Source organism: Bianquea renquensis (genome assembly GCF_014384895.1).
Taxonomy (GTDB): domain Bacteria; phylum Bacillota; class Clostridia; order Lachnospirales; family Bianqueaceae; genus Bianquea; species Bianquea renquensis.
On the sequence record NZ_JACRSQ010000007.1, the window covers coordinates 18,135 to 30,841 of the forward strand.

A 12,707-nucleotide genomic window follows, 5' to 3' on the forward strand; every position below is an offset into this window, starting at 1 on the left:
AACTAATGGTCCGCCTCCTGTAACGTACAGTACCGCCCTACGCGGAGCTTTTTCATAAGGCTCCTCATTTCATCCGTTACGCACCGCATTTTACACAGTTGGATTTCGGTAAAATGCCCATTATATTCCAACAGAGGCGACAAATCTTTTACGGACGCATTGTACAGGCCAAAGCACATTCCTTGCAGCCCCGCTTTTTTTAGTCTGCCCAGAGTGCTGATGTCCTCCAGATCGGCATCTTCTATATACAGTTGAGATACCGAATCTCTCCCTTCGAGGAACGATAGATCTTTCAGATTTTTGCCAAAGAATATATACAGTTGGCAAAGCGCGGGGAAGTCGGCAAGAAAGGTATACTCCTCCAGAGGGACAAAGATAAACACCGAGCGGACCTGGATCTGCTTTAGCATTTCGCGGATCTCCGGATCCCGGATGTCCTCCGGTGAGAGGAAGACATCTGGCAGTTTCATATTCATACAGGCTACGGTGCTATCCCAGGGCGCCGGAACAGAATGGCATTTTCCTCCATCTGCTGTGATTCCAAGGAAACAATACTCAGGGTTGCAGGCTTTTAGTTTTTCCATGGCGTTGCCGGATTCTTCGATACAAATTTCTTTTTCCATACGCGTCTCCCTTCTTCGTCAACATAAGCCGAAAATACTATTTTGCTTTATATTGTAACACAGCTCATTTCAAAATACAATAAAGCGACACAGCTGTAAAGGCGTATGGAATGAAGTGTCAGCCAGGCCCCAAAACTTGACAGTGCCAGGGTTTGTTGTTATACTGGAAAAGATGTTGAGAAGGTATTCGAGGGGGAGGATTTCGATGAAATCTGTTGATGTATCCTTATATCTGGTCACCAACAGTGATGGCTGCGATGAAAAACGCTTTTTGTCTATTCTAGAGGCAGCTTTGCAAAATGGAGTGACACTTGTGCAGCTGCGGGAAAAGGAAAAGACAAGCGAAGAATATTATACATTGGCCGTAGCGGTCAAGAAGATAACCGATTACTATGGAGTGCCACTGATCCTGGATGACCGCGCTGACATTGCGCTGGCGGCGGACGCGGCGGGGGTTCACGTCGGGCAGCAGGACTTGCCTGCGGCAAAGGTGCGGCAGCTGCTAGGCCCCAACCGAATCCTGGGAGTGAGCGCAAAAACGGTGGAACAGGCCATCGCGGCGGAGAGCCAGGGGGCAGATTATCTCGGGACAGGGGCCATGTTTCCAACAACAACAAAAGTGATAACCCAGCCTACGTCCTATGATACGCTAAAGGCTATCTGCAAGGCTGTGACAATTCCAGTTGTCGCCATCGGAGGAATCAACGAATCCAATATTCTACAGATGAGCGGCAGTGGTGTTCACGGGGTTGCCGTCGTTTCCGCGATTATGCGCAGCTCTGAGCCAGGGACAGCCGCAAAACGGCTGCGAGAGCTTTCCGACACCTTTCGAGTTCGATAAAAGGGGGATGGACAGATGGCGAAAGCGATGAGCAAAACCAACGCGATGCGAATTTTGGAGCGGGAGAAGATTCCCTACAGGGAGCACACCTATTCTCACGACGATGGAGCCATTGACGGTATCTCGGTCGCAGAAAAAATGGGGCAGGATCCGGGTCAAGTATTTAAGACCCTTATCACGCGCAGCTCCCATGGCGGTATCTATGTCTTTGTGATTCCCGTGGCGAAGGAGCTGGATTTAAAGGCGGCCGCCCGTGCCGCCGGTGTCAAGTCCATTGCGATGATTCACGTCAGCGAAATTCTGGAGATAACGGGATATATCCGGGGCGGCTGCTCCCCCATTGGAATGAAAAAATTGTACCCGACCAGCTTTGACTGCGCATGTCAGAATCTTGAGACTGTCATTGTCAGCGGGGGCAAAATCGGATATCAAATCGAAGTGGCTCCCCAGGACTTGATACGGCTTACCCGCGGAAGTGTCGCGCCTCTGACGAAGGAGGGTCTTTGAGGGCCTTATCCTTTACGAGTTTCACGTACTTTGCCTTTCCGACCTGAATTGTAACAGGAAGTGGGGCGGAGAGCAGGAAATCGCGGAGTATGATTCCCTCGGCTTTGACGCCAGCTTGGGCGACGAGCCTGCGAACCTCACTGCCGCTGGATGCGAGGCCCGCTTGTACCAAAACTTTGGTGAGATCAATGGCTCCCTCCCGCAGCACAGCGCCGGTGACGGGAAAGAGTGGAAGTGTGGCGGGGACAGCCCTTTTTTGAAAAATTTGGATAAACTCCTGGCGCGCCATGTCCGCCGCGGAGGCATCGTGATAGAGGCGTGTAATCTCATGGGCCAGCTCTATCTTAACATCTCTTGGATTTTCGCCCTCCTCAAGTCGAGATTGGACAGTGCGGATGTCCCGCGGGTGCAGGTCGGTGCAGAGCGTGTAGTAGGAGAGGATCTGTTCATCTCCGATTTTCATAACCTTTTGGAACATTGTGTTCGCATCTTCTGTGATTCCGACATAATTTCCTAAACTCTTGCTCATCTTTTCGACGCCATCCAATCCAACTAAGAGGGGCATAAACAGGGCGACTTGGCTTTCCATACCCATGGATTTCTGCAAAGTGCGGCCCATCAAAATATTGAATCGCTGATCCTGACCGCCCAATTCAATATCCGCTTGAATCTGGATGGAGTCCCAGGCCTGCATCAAAGGATAAAAGAATTCATGAAGACCAATGGGTTGCTGCTTCGCGAATCGATTGGCAAAATCATCGCGCTCCAGAATACGGGCGACGGTGACCTGGGAAGCAAGCTCCAGAACCTGACGGAAATTCATTTCTCCCAGCCAGGAGCTGTTAAAAAGAACGGTGGTTTTTTCCCGGTCTAGGATTTTGTAGAGCTGCTGTTGATAGGTCAAGGCATTGGCCTCTACCTGTTCCCGGGTTAGCTGAGGACGTGTTTTCGACTTTCCGGACGGGTCCCCGATAGCGCCGGTAAAATCTCCGATAATAATAATCGCTTCATGACCTAATTCCTGCATTTGGCGAATTTTGCGAAGGACGACGGCATGTCCTAGGTGAAGGTCGGGGGCGGAGGGATCGAGCCCTAACTTAATGCGCAGTGGGCGTCCCTCACGCAACTTCTCCTGCAGATCCTCCGTTTGAATGACCTCCAGCGCGCCTTTTGTGATGATTTCCATTTGTTCGTTCACAGGTAAAAACATGAAAAAAACTCCTTTCGAATTCGATAGATGGGGCATGCATGAATTAATCTATATCCGCCTCACGGCGGACTTTCCGAAGAATAAAAAATCCTTTGTAAGACAGTTGTCTTACAAAGGACGGATCATTCCGTGGTACCACCTTTTTTCGCTCACCAAATTCTGAGAGCCTCATGTAGGTACGGCAGCTATGCGTATACCCCTGCGAAGATAACGGTCGCAACTCCGTCAAAAGACCTACTTCGACACCATGGTCGGTTCAGCCCGCAGCTCCGAGATGTATTTCGATGTGGTTTCTTCCGCCCCTCGCACCGACCGGGAACTCTCTGAGGAGAAACAGGGACATCTACTTCTTCTTTTCATCGCCTTTATAGGGGCCATTGTATCACGGGGATTTTGTATTGTCAAGGGAGGTTCACAAAATAGTACTATTTTTAGTTTTCGCTTGTATTTCCGACTCTTTTTCCGTATACTGAGGAATAGAAACATAGAAATGTAGATTGAGAGGATTTGAAATATGAAACCCAATTCATCCCAGACACGGAATCAAGAGCGCAGCGCGATGTTGCGGGATGAGAAAGTCAGTGTGGTTTTGACTAAATTATCGGTGCCTGCGACTCTTTCCATGGCGGTGAATGCGCTGTATAATATTGTGGATACAATTTTTGTCGGCCGTGGCGTTGGAACCAACGGCATCGGAGGGCTTACGATAGCCTTCCCGATCCAGATGGCGGTCATGGCCGTCAGTCTAATGCTTGGAGTGGGAAGCGCCTCAGCGGCCTCCCGATATTTGGGCGCTAAAGACGAGGAGCGGGCGTGTCACTGCGTTGGAACGGCATTTAGCGCAGGGCTGCTCTGTGGATTGCTGATGGGCATACTGGGGCAGATTTTTTTAGAGCCGATTCTTGTTTTTTTCGGAGCGACAGAGACGTTGTTGGGAAGTGCGCGGGAGTATATGCAGATCATCTTGCTTGGGACGCTATATTACCCTATGGTCCTGGTAGGCAACAACGTATGCCGCTCTGAGGGAAATGCCCGCACTGCCATGTTTTCTATGATTGGCGGAGCTGTCTTGAACATTCTTTTAGACTTTCTCTTTGTGTTTCCACTCGGCATGGGGATACGCGGGGCGGCTTTGGCAACGATTCTGTCTCAGGGTTTCAGCCTGCTATATTTAGCACAGTATTTTATCCGGAGGAAAAGTATCTATCACTTGCGGCCGCGGCATTTTGTGATACAAGTCAAAACACTCTGGGAAATCGTTGGCGTTGGATTTGCTTCCTTTATCCGTCAGATTGCCAATTCCCTGGTTGCGCTGGTTTTGAATAACATGCTCAAAGACTTTGGTGGTGACACGGCCATATCGGTATATGGGATCATCAATCGGATTCTAACCTTTCTCTACATGCCGACTCAAGGGCTAGTGCAGGGCATGCAGCCCATTGTCGGGTATAATTACGGCGCCAGAGCTTACGACCGAGTCAAGAAGGCACTTCATCTATCCATTGTGGCCGGATTGGCATTTGCGGGCGTGTTTACGGCCTTGATTGAACTGTTCCCCGGCTGGATCTTCCGCCTGTTTAATGACGACGCAGTTCTGATTTCGGCCGGCGCCCATGCTTTGCGGCTTGTGTGTGTGCTGTCCCTTTTTGCGGCTGTCCAGATCGTAGGAGCTGGATTCTTCCAAGCGATCGGGCGTGTGATCCCATCCTTTATCCTGACGGCAAGCCGGCAGATCCTTTTCTTTATCCCGCTGGCGCTTATTCTGCCACAGATTGGCGGATTGGGAATGTGGGGAATCTGGCTGGCGTTTCCATTGGCGGATGGGCTGTCCGCTGTTGTTACGGTCATCTATCTAAGGCACTCCCTCACAGTGCTATCTTCAGGGCACGACGGCAATACAAGATAAGGAGGAATCCCCATGATCAAACGGGTCATCAAAGGGACAAATTTACAAATTGCACCTATTGTGCTTGGAACTGCTGATTTTGGAACGGCGATTGACAAGGACACGGCGTATGCACTGCTGGATATGTTTTATGCTCAGGGGGGAACGATGGTTGATACTGCCAGGGTATATGGAAATTGGGTTTCCGGGATGCACAGCCCCAGTGAAAAGCTCATCGGTCGGTGGCTGGCGGATCGAAGGCTGGAAGGACAAATGCTGCTCAGCACCAAGGGGGCCCACCCAGATTTGCGTTCCATGGAGACCCCGCGTATGAGCCGCCGGGAAGTGGAAGAGGATCTGGATGGAAGTCTCACGGATTTAGGAGTGGCGCGCATCGACCTGTATTGGTTGCACCGCGATGATACGAGCCGGCCAGTGGAGGAGATCGTCTTGATGATGAACGACTTTGTTCAGCGAGGCAAGATACGGTATTTTGGAGCATCCAATTGGACAGCAGCGCGTCTGGAAGCTGCCAACACATTCGCTAGCAGCCATGGGATGCAGGGATTTTGCGCGGACCAACTGATGTACAGTCTCGCCACCGTCAATCCCCATGAGATTGGAGACCAAACCCTTGTGGCCATGAATACGGCAAGCCGAGAGTATCACGAAAAAACAGCGCTGCCGGTATTCGCCTATAGTTCACAGGCCGGTGGTTATTTTACGAAATTGGTAGAACACAAAGTGCCGGATGGCTTGCAGCGTAAATACGGCAATACAGCCAACATGGCCATATTCGAAATGCTCAGCGAGATGAAGCGGCATTACGCCGGAAGCTCCGAGGGAACCCTGGCCTTAGCATATCTTCTGGGACAGAGTAAATTTACCTGTTTTCCCATAGTCGGCTGTCGGACGAGTCAACAGCTTGCCGACTCTCTCAGGGCGTGTCAATTCATTTTGCAGCCAAGGGATATACAGCGGTTGTATGTGGCATCCCAACATAATCAGAACGGATCGCAAATGCCGCAGGTAAGACGTGATAAGGGGACGTCCAAAAAAATTAAAATTCACTCTTGACAAATACCTCGATTCGCGGTACTATATAGTCATTCCGTTCGGGGATGTAGCTCAGTTGGTCAGAGCGCTACGTTCACATCGTAGAAGTCGCTGGTTCGAGCCCAGTCATCCCTATTCGAAACGTGATGGGGAGGAGCGCATGTGGTGTGCGCTCTTTTTTTGTCCTATAAAAGAGTCAATTCAACTGTCAGTGTACATCAAAGGGCGGCTGTATTATCTCGCAGGATTGATTTTGCAATGCCAGAAGCAATTCTTCCTGGGATGTAATGGGCTTCTCTGTCATAATACCGCTGTTGCCCACATCCTCAACTTCGTGGCAATCGGAACCGCCCGACATTCGCAGATGATGTTCTCTGGCAAAGGCTAAAGCCAGGTCATTATGAGAATTGTGGCGTGGATTCCCGTTGGCGACTTCAACTCCGTCCAGATACTGTGGGTCCTGCCGGGTTAAATTCGAACGGTATGGATGAGCTTGATAGATCAGGACGTGATGTTCCTGAAGCAGTGAGTGAAGGCGGGGCATATCGAAGCGATAAAGCTCTGGAAAGTCATATAAAAACTGTTCTGTTACGCCGAACAACAGATAATCGTTATTGCTACCCTCGAGCCGCAGCTCCGCGCCGAGAAGCACGGACATCCCTGCCATCTCACCGGCTTGCCTGGCACAGTGATACCCAGTCAGATACTGATCCATCCGTTCTGTCCAGCTTTGGGCCTCCAGGGACTCAAAGTAGTCTTGATAATAATGATCTGTGATGCACAGTCCGCTGTATCCGGCCTTTTTATATAGCGCAATCGTATCAGCCGCTGTCAGGTTGCCGCAGGGGCTGGTCTCCGATGTGTGTACATGGGTATCGAATTTATAGGCCATCCACCATCGCCTCCATCTCTTTCATGACCGCCTTTAGATAGTGCATCTTGAGATCACGAATGGCGAGGGGACACCCGGTTTCACCGCCGATTTCAAAGTTATATACGCCATCGTATTGAATTTGTGCTAGAGACTTTACCACCTTAACAAAATCCACTTTGCCTCGGCCAAAGGGCATGATATGCTGATCACTGCTCCCATCATTATCCGCAATGTGCAACGCCTTTAAATAGGGTGCGGCCTTGTGGATAAAATCGGCCTGGTCATGGCCAGCGAGGTTGAGGTGGCCTGTATCCAGACAGATTCCGAGGTTGGGGCCGCCGACAGCATGTATGATCTGAAGCAACTCATCAACGGAATCCGTTATTTTTAGAAGATTTTCCAGGCAAAGGATCATATCCGTTCCGCTGAGATACCTCGCCAATTTGCGAACCCTGTCAACATTCGTTTCAAGCATAGTCTGTTTGGATGTGCCTTCAGGGAAGGAGTCACTATCGCAGTGCAAGACTGCACGGCGGACGCCAGCGGCATAAAAAAGATCCAGCCAGGATTCAAGGGTGCGCAACACCATATCCTCGTCAGGGGCGCAGAGAGGGCAGGCAAGCCAGAGATGCCCCTGAGGGAATTGGACCTGGTGGGAATCGGCAAAGGCTTTAAATTCTTGCCCCATGGTTTTCGGGTCGCCCATCTGTAAAAGCATGGCGCCGTGTTCGTCCGACAATTCGGAATATGTCCAGCCATTCTTCTGGATTCGAAGGACCATCTCCTTCGGGGATAGATCACGGTAGAAAGATGACCACATACTGATCTTCACGATACAACCTCCTTTAAATATAGTCACGGTATGTTTACCGATGACTACCCTATTATAGCGGGTAGATCCCAAGAAGTAAATAAAGAAAGTTGTCGCATCTTTTCATTATATTGTCGACAAGGAGAAAATGCTATGGTATACTAATCGTGGATTTAGCCAGAGGAGAAGTTTTATGATAAAAGAGCGAAGCGGACACCCACATTACCCCGACAGCACCGATTTTGATCAGACACTGTATGTTGTCAGCTGTGGGTATTCCTTTTTGGAAGACGCCGATCATCATTTCGTGACACGGCGGCCCAGAGGAAGGGATGACTACCATTTTCTGTATGTGGCCAGTGGCAGTGTCCATGTTTGGATACGAGGACAGGAACAGATTGCAAAGGAAGGAACCCTGATCTATTATAAGCTGGGCGATCCGCAACAATATTTTCAAGATCCCCTAAGCCGTCCGGAAGTCTACTGGCTTCATTTCAGTGGCCGGAAGGCTGGCCAGTTTATACAGGATCTGGGGTTTCAGGAGAGTGGTCTTTTTTTCATCGGGAAAAATGCACAGGTCGTTGAATTGTGGGAGTCGATTCTCCGGGAGCTACAACTGAAAAAACTCTATTATTTCAAAATCTGTGCCGGGTACCTTATGCAGCTGCTAACCTGTGCGGCACGTCTGCTCCGGGAGGGACACCATGCATCCTGGGAGAAAGAGGAGAGATGGTCGCAAGTTTTGGCGCTTCTCAATAACGACTATCAGTCTAGCTGTCCCGTTGAGGAGTACGCCAATATTGTGGGCCTAAGCAAATATCGGTTTATCAAAAATTTTAAGACACTGACCGGCAGAACTCCCATCGAATACCGAAATCGAGTCCGGATTCAGCACGCACAGATGTTATTGCAGGATACGGCGTGTTCGATACTGGAGATTGGAGAGCGGACCGGTTTTGAGAGTTCCTCCTATTTTTCCAGTACGTTTAAGCGATACACGGGTGTCTCCCCGGCACAATATCGAAAGACCATGGCGGAGCCGCAGAATGCGAAAAATGAAGAATTTTCGCGAGAAAAAAGTTTCGACTTTTTCCAGAATCTGTGATATAATCATCGAATGTTGGGAGATGTCCTGATAGAAGGGAGAATGCGATGAAAGCACTCATTTTATTTTTGAAAGGAATCGGGGTCGGAATCGCCACATTGGTTCCCGGCGTCAGCGGTGGAACAATGGCGATTATTTTAGGTGTGTATGACCGCTTAATCCACTCCATCAGCTCATTTTTTAAAAGTTGGAAAGAAAACTTACTCTTTTTGTTAATTCTCGGATGCGGCGGCGCTACGGGCCTACTTTTATTCAGCAAGCTGATTTCCTGGAGTCTGGACGTATTTCATGATCCTATGATCTACTTATTTCTCGGGATTGTGCTGGGAAGTATTCCGGTGCTATTAAAAAAGGCAAAAAGTCAGCAGGGAAAGTCGTGGGACTTACTTTTTTTACCTCTTGGCTTTCTGATTGTATTTCTTATGACGCTCCAACCGGTTACCATTGTCAATCTGGCTACAGCGGGGGGGATTGGCAGCTATATTTTTCTTTTTTTTGCGGGGATCATCACAGCGGTGGCGCTGATCCTCCCAGGTATCAGCACATCCTTCATGCTGCTGACTTTCGGACTGTATGATCTGACGTTGGAAGCGTTTAGCACTCTGAATTTTGGGTATCTGATCCCACTAGGGATAGGGACGGCGGCCGGCGTTATCCTGACGACCAAGCTTCTGGAATCTCTCATGCAGAAGCATCCAAGGCCGACATACCTCATGATATTGGGCTTTGTCCTGGGCTCCATTGTGGAAATCTTCCCAGGGGTGCCCAAAGGGAGGGAGCTGCCCCTATCAGCCATTATGCTGGTGCTGGGAGTCATCTTGATCACCTTTATTATTCGCCTTGAAAAAGAAGACGCTTAGAAAGTATGCCGACATCGGGTTTGCATAAGAAGAGGCCTTGAAATCAGTGGGAGGACTGACTTACAAGGCCTTATTTATCCTAAAAGAGAGAGCGTTTGCGGTAAGCGGCCGGCCGCATGCCGGTCAGCCGGTGAAAGAAGTTGGAGAAATAGAATTCATCACAAAATTCTAGCTCGTCAGAGATCATCCGGATACTTAGCGCCGTTGTGTCCAATAGCATCTGAGCTTTTGCGATCAGTTGCCGGTCGATGGTCTGCTTTACGGTGAACCCTGTGTCAGCTTTGTAATGCTTATACAGGGTATTTTCCTTACATCCCATATAGGTGGCGACCGCCTTAGGTGTTAACGCGGCGCTGACATGATCCCTGATATACCGGTGCATCTCTTTATACTTTTCCAAACTCCGCAATGTCTGAAAATCTACCTCCGGTAACAGTTGCAAAAAAGACGCCACGGTTTTGTACAGGTAAGCGGTCAAGGCAACGGTATCCTGGACCTGGCCTGTTTGGACTGCGCGGAAATACGATGTGGCCTCCGCTGGACGAAAAGGGCGTGACAGAATGGAGTTGCTTCCAGCGAAGAGATTGTAGCTGGAATAAACTTCAGCGTTACAATGGACATACCATTTATCTAAGCGCGTCGTACATTGATACGTATTTGTCGTGAAGGGAGGAATTAGGTACACATAGCCAGGGCGGAGAATCACACGCCCCTGTTGATTTTGAATACTCGATTCTCCATCCATCATAAAATACAGTCTTGTAAAGGAGGAGTACACATGGGGATGATACCACTCCGAGCCACCAGAGTAACGCTGACATACGTACAGCGTTAAGGAGAGATTATTGTAAATCGTCAAAAAGGAATTGATTTTAGAATCCATAATTTCACATATTTAATCCTTTTTACTGCATGGACTTTTTCATTTTGTGTGTTAATCTTACCATAGAGTAAGCAGTGATGCAAGGAGGAAAGGAAATGTCATTTGAAAATGGTATGGCGGCGCTTCGGCTGGAGATGACCGACCATGTTTCGAGAACAGAATATTCGGTGTTGGGCCATTCTAAGCTGATCGAGAGGGTAACTGGGATTGACCTATCCCATAATCCGACGCCAGAACAGTGGACGAGAGCCCGCCAAGAATTTATGCGGGCTTGGGATTTCTGCTTTACTTGGAACATTTTAGTCCACAACAGCTATCTCGGACCATATTGCAGTTCCATGGGCCACGCGGAGTATGCGGAGGGCGGAAGCGACCGAAATGATAACATTCATTATCTATTTGACGACGAAGAGGAAGCGCTTCGCTTCGATCCCTTCGAGACGCTGCCAGTCGTTCCCCAGAAGGACATGATCCGTCAGTTTGAAGAGAACTATGAAGCGGTTCAGAGGAGCCATCCTGATACCGTGGCCACGACAGGGATCTATATAACCGGCATGTCTGGTCTGATTGAGATCTTTGGCTGGGATATGCTTCTCACCTGCTGTGGAAGCGATCCGAAACAATTTGGGCATTTGATGAATCGCTATAGCATGTGGGTTGAACATTTTTTCCGCGCGCTGGCAGCCTCCAATGTCCCAACGGTGATGATACATGACGATATCGTCTGGACGGAGGGGGCATTTCTCGCGCCTGAGTGGTATCGAACCTACATCTTTCCTAATTATAAAAGGCTCTTTCGTCTTTTGAAGGATGCAGGCAAGATTCTTGTCTACACCTCAGATGGCAACTACTCAGAATTTATCGACGACATAGCCGAAGTGGGGGTGGATTGCTTTGTCATGGAACCCAGCACGGACATGGCCTATATCGCGGAAAAGTATGGCAAGACCCACTCTTTTATTGGAAACGCAGACACGCGTATTTTATTGGAAGGAGATAAGGATGCCATCTACCGGGAAGTGAAACGCTGCATGGACATCGGGAAGAAATATCCTGGCTTCATCATGGCAGTCGGAAACCATATTCCAGCAAACACACCGGTTGACAGCTGCCTTTACTACGACGAATATTGCAAAATCCTTGGAAAGCGATAGGGACTTTACAAGTGGAAGGATCCGCTGTATAATATGTTTCGACATATTGACAGGGAGGACCGACGATGATCATCGATTTCCATACTCACGCATATCCGGATAAAATTGCGGATAAAGGGGTACAATATATAGGGGATTTTTATGCCCTACCCATGTATGGGAAGGGCACCATCGCACATCTAAAACAGGTGGAGCGCGAAGCGGGCGTTACCTACACCGTTGTGCTGGGCGTTGCTGTGCGGCCAGACTTGGTACAGTCCATCAACAATTGGCTGTTGAGCGTATTGGATGACGAGCTCATTGGATTTGGCACCATCCACGCTGCTTATGAGGATAATGCAGGAGAGATTGCGCGATTTTTAGCAGAAGGATGCCGTGGAGCTAAGATCCATCCGGATATGCAGGAGTATGTCATTGATGACCCTCGTCTAGACTCCGCCTATGATTACCTGTCCCAAGTGGAGGCCCCGCTGATGGTCCATCTCGGAGACGCCCGATATGAATATTCTATGCCGCAACGCCTTGCTAAGGTAATGGATCGTTTCCCGCGATTAAAGGTAATCGGTGCCCATCTCGGGGGATACACGCGCTGGGATGATGCGCTGACTCTATGTGGGCGGGAGAATCTGTGGCTGGACACCTCCAGCGCACTCTGGGCTTTAGATCCGGCTCTGAGCCGAAACATTATCGAAAGACATGGGGAGGATCGGATCCTGTTCGGTACCGACTATCCCGTATCCCTTCCAGAGCGCGAATTTCAACTGCTGGATAGGCTGGGCTTGTCGGACAGTGTGAAGGAAAAGATTCTATATCGAAATGGCGCTGAGCTCCTGAAAATTCCCGCTAGGAAATAGATTCCTAGCGGTGTTTTGTTGAGCGTGGTTCCTTGAATTTTCCA

General features: G+C 49.4%; 13 protein-coding genes, 1 tRNA gene and 1 other annotated feature. Of the genes, 9 read left to right on the top strand and 5 right to left on the bottom strand.

The window, feature by feature from the left end:
* Positions 1-2: 2 nt before the first annotated feature.
* A complete protein-coding gene (locus tag H8730_RS06130; protein ID WP_177717503.1) occupies positions 3-623 on the bottom strand; it encodes a hypothetical protein in 621 nt (206 codons plus the stop codon).
* A gap of 205 nt (positions 624-828) precedes the next feature.
* Between H8730_RS06130 and thiE the strand changes: the two genes are divergently transcribed.
* A complete protein-coding gene (gene thiE / locus H8730_RS06135; RefSeq protein WP_177717505.1) occupies positions 829-1,464 on the top strand; it encodes a thiamine phosphate synthase in 636 nt (211 codons plus the stop codon).
* Between the two features lie 15 nt (positions 1,465-1,479).
* Complete coding sequence (gene ybaK, locus H8730_RS06140; RefSeq protein WP_177717507.1) at positions 1,480-1,971, top strand: Cys-tRNA(Pro) deacylase; 492 nt, start codon at positions 1,480-1,482, stop codon at positions 1,969-1,971.
* On the opposite strand, the gene tyrS is transcribed toward ybaK, so the two are convergent.
* The gene (tyrS, locus tag H8730_RS06145; protein WP_177717509.1) at positions 1,928-3,181 is read right to left on the bottom strand and encodes a tyrosine--tRNA ligase; all 1,254 of its coding nucleotides are present in this window, start codon (positions 3,179-3,181) and stop codon (positions 1,928-1,930) included. The two genes, ybaK and tyrS, sit on opposite strands and share 44 nt — an antisense overlap.
* Positions 3,182-3,291: 110 nt before the next feature.
* Positions 3,292-3,550 (bottom strand) — a binding site (T-box leader).
* A 145-nt stretch (positions 3,551-3,695) separates the two neighbouring features.
* Here tyrS and H8730_RS06150 point away from each other — a divergent pair.
* From H8730_RS06150 to H8730_RS06160, 3 genes are all read left to right on the top strand, one after another.
* Positions 3,696-5,087, top strand: a complete 1,392-nt coding sequence (locus H8730_RS06150; RefSeq protein ID WP_177717511.1) for an MATE family efflux transporter — start codon at positions 3,696-3,698, stop codon at positions 5,085-5,087.
* Between the two features lie 12 nt (positions 5,088-5,099).
* Complete coding sequence (locus H8730_RS06155) at positions 5,100-6,143, top strand: aldo/keto reductase (RefSeq protein ID WP_177717513.1); 1,044 nt, start codon at positions 5,100-5,102, stop codon at positions 6,141-6,143.
* Positions 6,144-6,183: 40 nt separating this feature from the next.
* Positions 6,184-6,257 (top strand) — tRNA-Val (locus tag H8730_RS06160).
* 73 nt (positions 6,258-6,330) lie between these two features.
* Here H8730_RS06160 and H8730_RS06165 read toward each other — a convergent pair.
* Both H8730_RS06165 and H8730_RS06170 read right to left on the bottom strand, forming a co-directional pair.
* A complete protein-coding gene (locus tag H8730_RS06165) occupies positions 6,331-7,014 on the bottom strand; it encodes a PHP-associated domain-containing protein (protein WP_177717515.1) in 684 nt (227 codons plus the stop codon).
* Complete coding sequence (locus H8730_RS06170; protein WP_177717517.1) at positions 7,004-7,828, bottom strand: TIM barrel protein; 825 nt, start codon at positions 7,826-7,828, stop codon at positions 7,004-7,006. The genes H8730_RS06165 and H8730_RS06170 overlap by 11 nt, the downstream gene beginning before the upstream one ends.
* A 172-nt stretch (positions 7,829-8,000) precedes the next feature.
* On the opposite strand from H8730_RS06170, the gene H8730_RS06175 reads away from it, so the two are divergent.
* Together H8730_RS06175 and H8730_RS06180 are read left to right on the top strand one after the other, a co-directional pair.
* The gene (locus H8730_RS06175; RefSeq protein WP_177717519.1) at positions 8,001-8,912 is read left to right on the top strand and encodes a helix-turn-helix domain-containing protein; all 912 of its coding nucleotides are present in this window, start codon (positions 8,001-8,003) and stop codon (positions 8,910-8,912) included.
* Positions 8,913-8,959: 47 nt separating this feature from the next.
* Positions 8,960-9,772, top strand: a complete 813-nt coding sequence (locus H8730_RS06180) for a DUF368 domain-containing protein (protein ID WP_177717521.1) — start codon at positions 8,960-8,962, stop codon at positions 9,770-9,772.
* Positions 9,773-9,851: 79 nt separating this feature from the next.
* On the opposite strand, the gene H8730_RS06185 is transcribed toward H8730_RS06180, so the two are convergent.
* Positions 9,852-10,655: a helix-turn-helix domain-containing protein gene (locus tag H8730_RS06185; RefSeq protein ID WP_177717522.1), complete on the bottom strand. Its 804-nt coding sequence runs from the start codon at positions 10,653-10,655 to the stop codon at positions 9,852-9,854.
* Positions 10,656-10,750: 95 nt separating this feature from the next.
* Here H8730_RS06185 and H8730_RS06190 point away from each other — a divergent pair, with 95 nt between their 5' ends.
* Together H8730_RS06190 and H8730_RS06195 are read left to right on the top strand one after the other, a co-directional pair.
* The gene (locus H8730_RS06190) at positions 10,751-11,809 is read left to right on the top strand and encodes a uroporphyrinogen decarboxylase family protein (RefSeq protein WP_177717524.1); all 1,059 of its coding nucleotides are present in this window, start codon (positions 10,751-10,753) and stop codon (positions 11,807-11,809) included.
* A 65-nt stretch (positions 11,810-11,874) separates the two neighbouring features.
* Complete coding sequence (locus tag H8730_RS06195; RefSeq protein WP_177717526.1) at positions 11,875-12,663, top strand: amidohydrolase family protein; 789 nt, start codon at positions 11,875-11,877, stop codon at positions 12,661-12,663.
* The last annotated feature ends 44 nt before the right edge of the window (positions 12,664-12,707 follow it).

What these genes read in the sequence shown, in the direction of transcription:
- H8730_RS06190 (WP_177717524.1), top strand. Translation starts at nt 10,751, where the DNA reads ATGTCATTTGAAAATGGTATGGCGGCGCTTCGGCTGGAGATGACCGAC.
- H8730_RS06165 (WP_177717515.1), bottom strand. Translation starts at nt 7,014, where the DNA reads ATGGCCTATAAATTCGATACCCATGTACACACATCGGAGACCAGCCCC.
- ybaK (WP_177717507.1), top strand. Translation starts at nt 1,480, where the DNA reads ATGGCGAAAGCGATGAGCAAAACCAACGCGATGCGAATTTTGGAGCGG.
- H8730_RS06180 (WP_177717521.1), top strand. Translation starts at nt 8,960, where the DNA reads ATGAAAGCACTCATTTTATTTTTGAAAGGAATCGGGGTCGGAATCGCC.
- H8730_RS06150 (WP_177717511.1), top strand. Translation starts at nt 3,696, where the DNA reads ATGAAACCCAATTCATCCCAGACACGGAATCAAGAGCGCAGCGCGATG.
- thiE (WP_177717505.1), top strand. Translation starts at nt 829, where the DNA reads ATGAAATCTGTTGATGTATCCTTATATCTGGTCACCAACAGTGATGGC.
- H8730_RS06185 (WP_177717522.1), bottom strand. Translation starts at nt 10,655, where the DNA reads ATGGATTCTAAAATCAATTCCTTTTTGACGATTTACAATAATCTCTCC.
- H8730_RS06175 (WP_177717519.1), top strand. Translation starts at nt 8,001, where the DNA reads ATGATAAAAGAGCGAAGCGGACACCCACATTACCCCGACAGCACCGAT.
- H8730_RS06155 (WP_177717513.1), top strand. Translation starts at nt 5,100, where the DNA reads ATGATCAAACGGGTCATCAAAGGGACAAATTTACAAATTGCACCTATT.
- H8730_RS06195 (WP_177717526.1), top strand. Translation starts at nt 11,875, where the DNA reads ATGATCATCGATTTCCATACTCACGCATATCCGGATAAAATTGCGGAT.
- tyrS (WP_177717509.1), bottom strand. Translation starts at nt 3,181, where the DNA reads ATGTTTTTACCTGTGAACGAACAAATGGAAATCATCACAAAAGGCGCG.
- H8730_RS06130 (WP_177717503.1), bottom strand. Translation starts at nt 623, where the DNA reads ATGGAAAAAGAAATTTGTATCGAAGAATCCGGCAACGCCATGGAAAAA.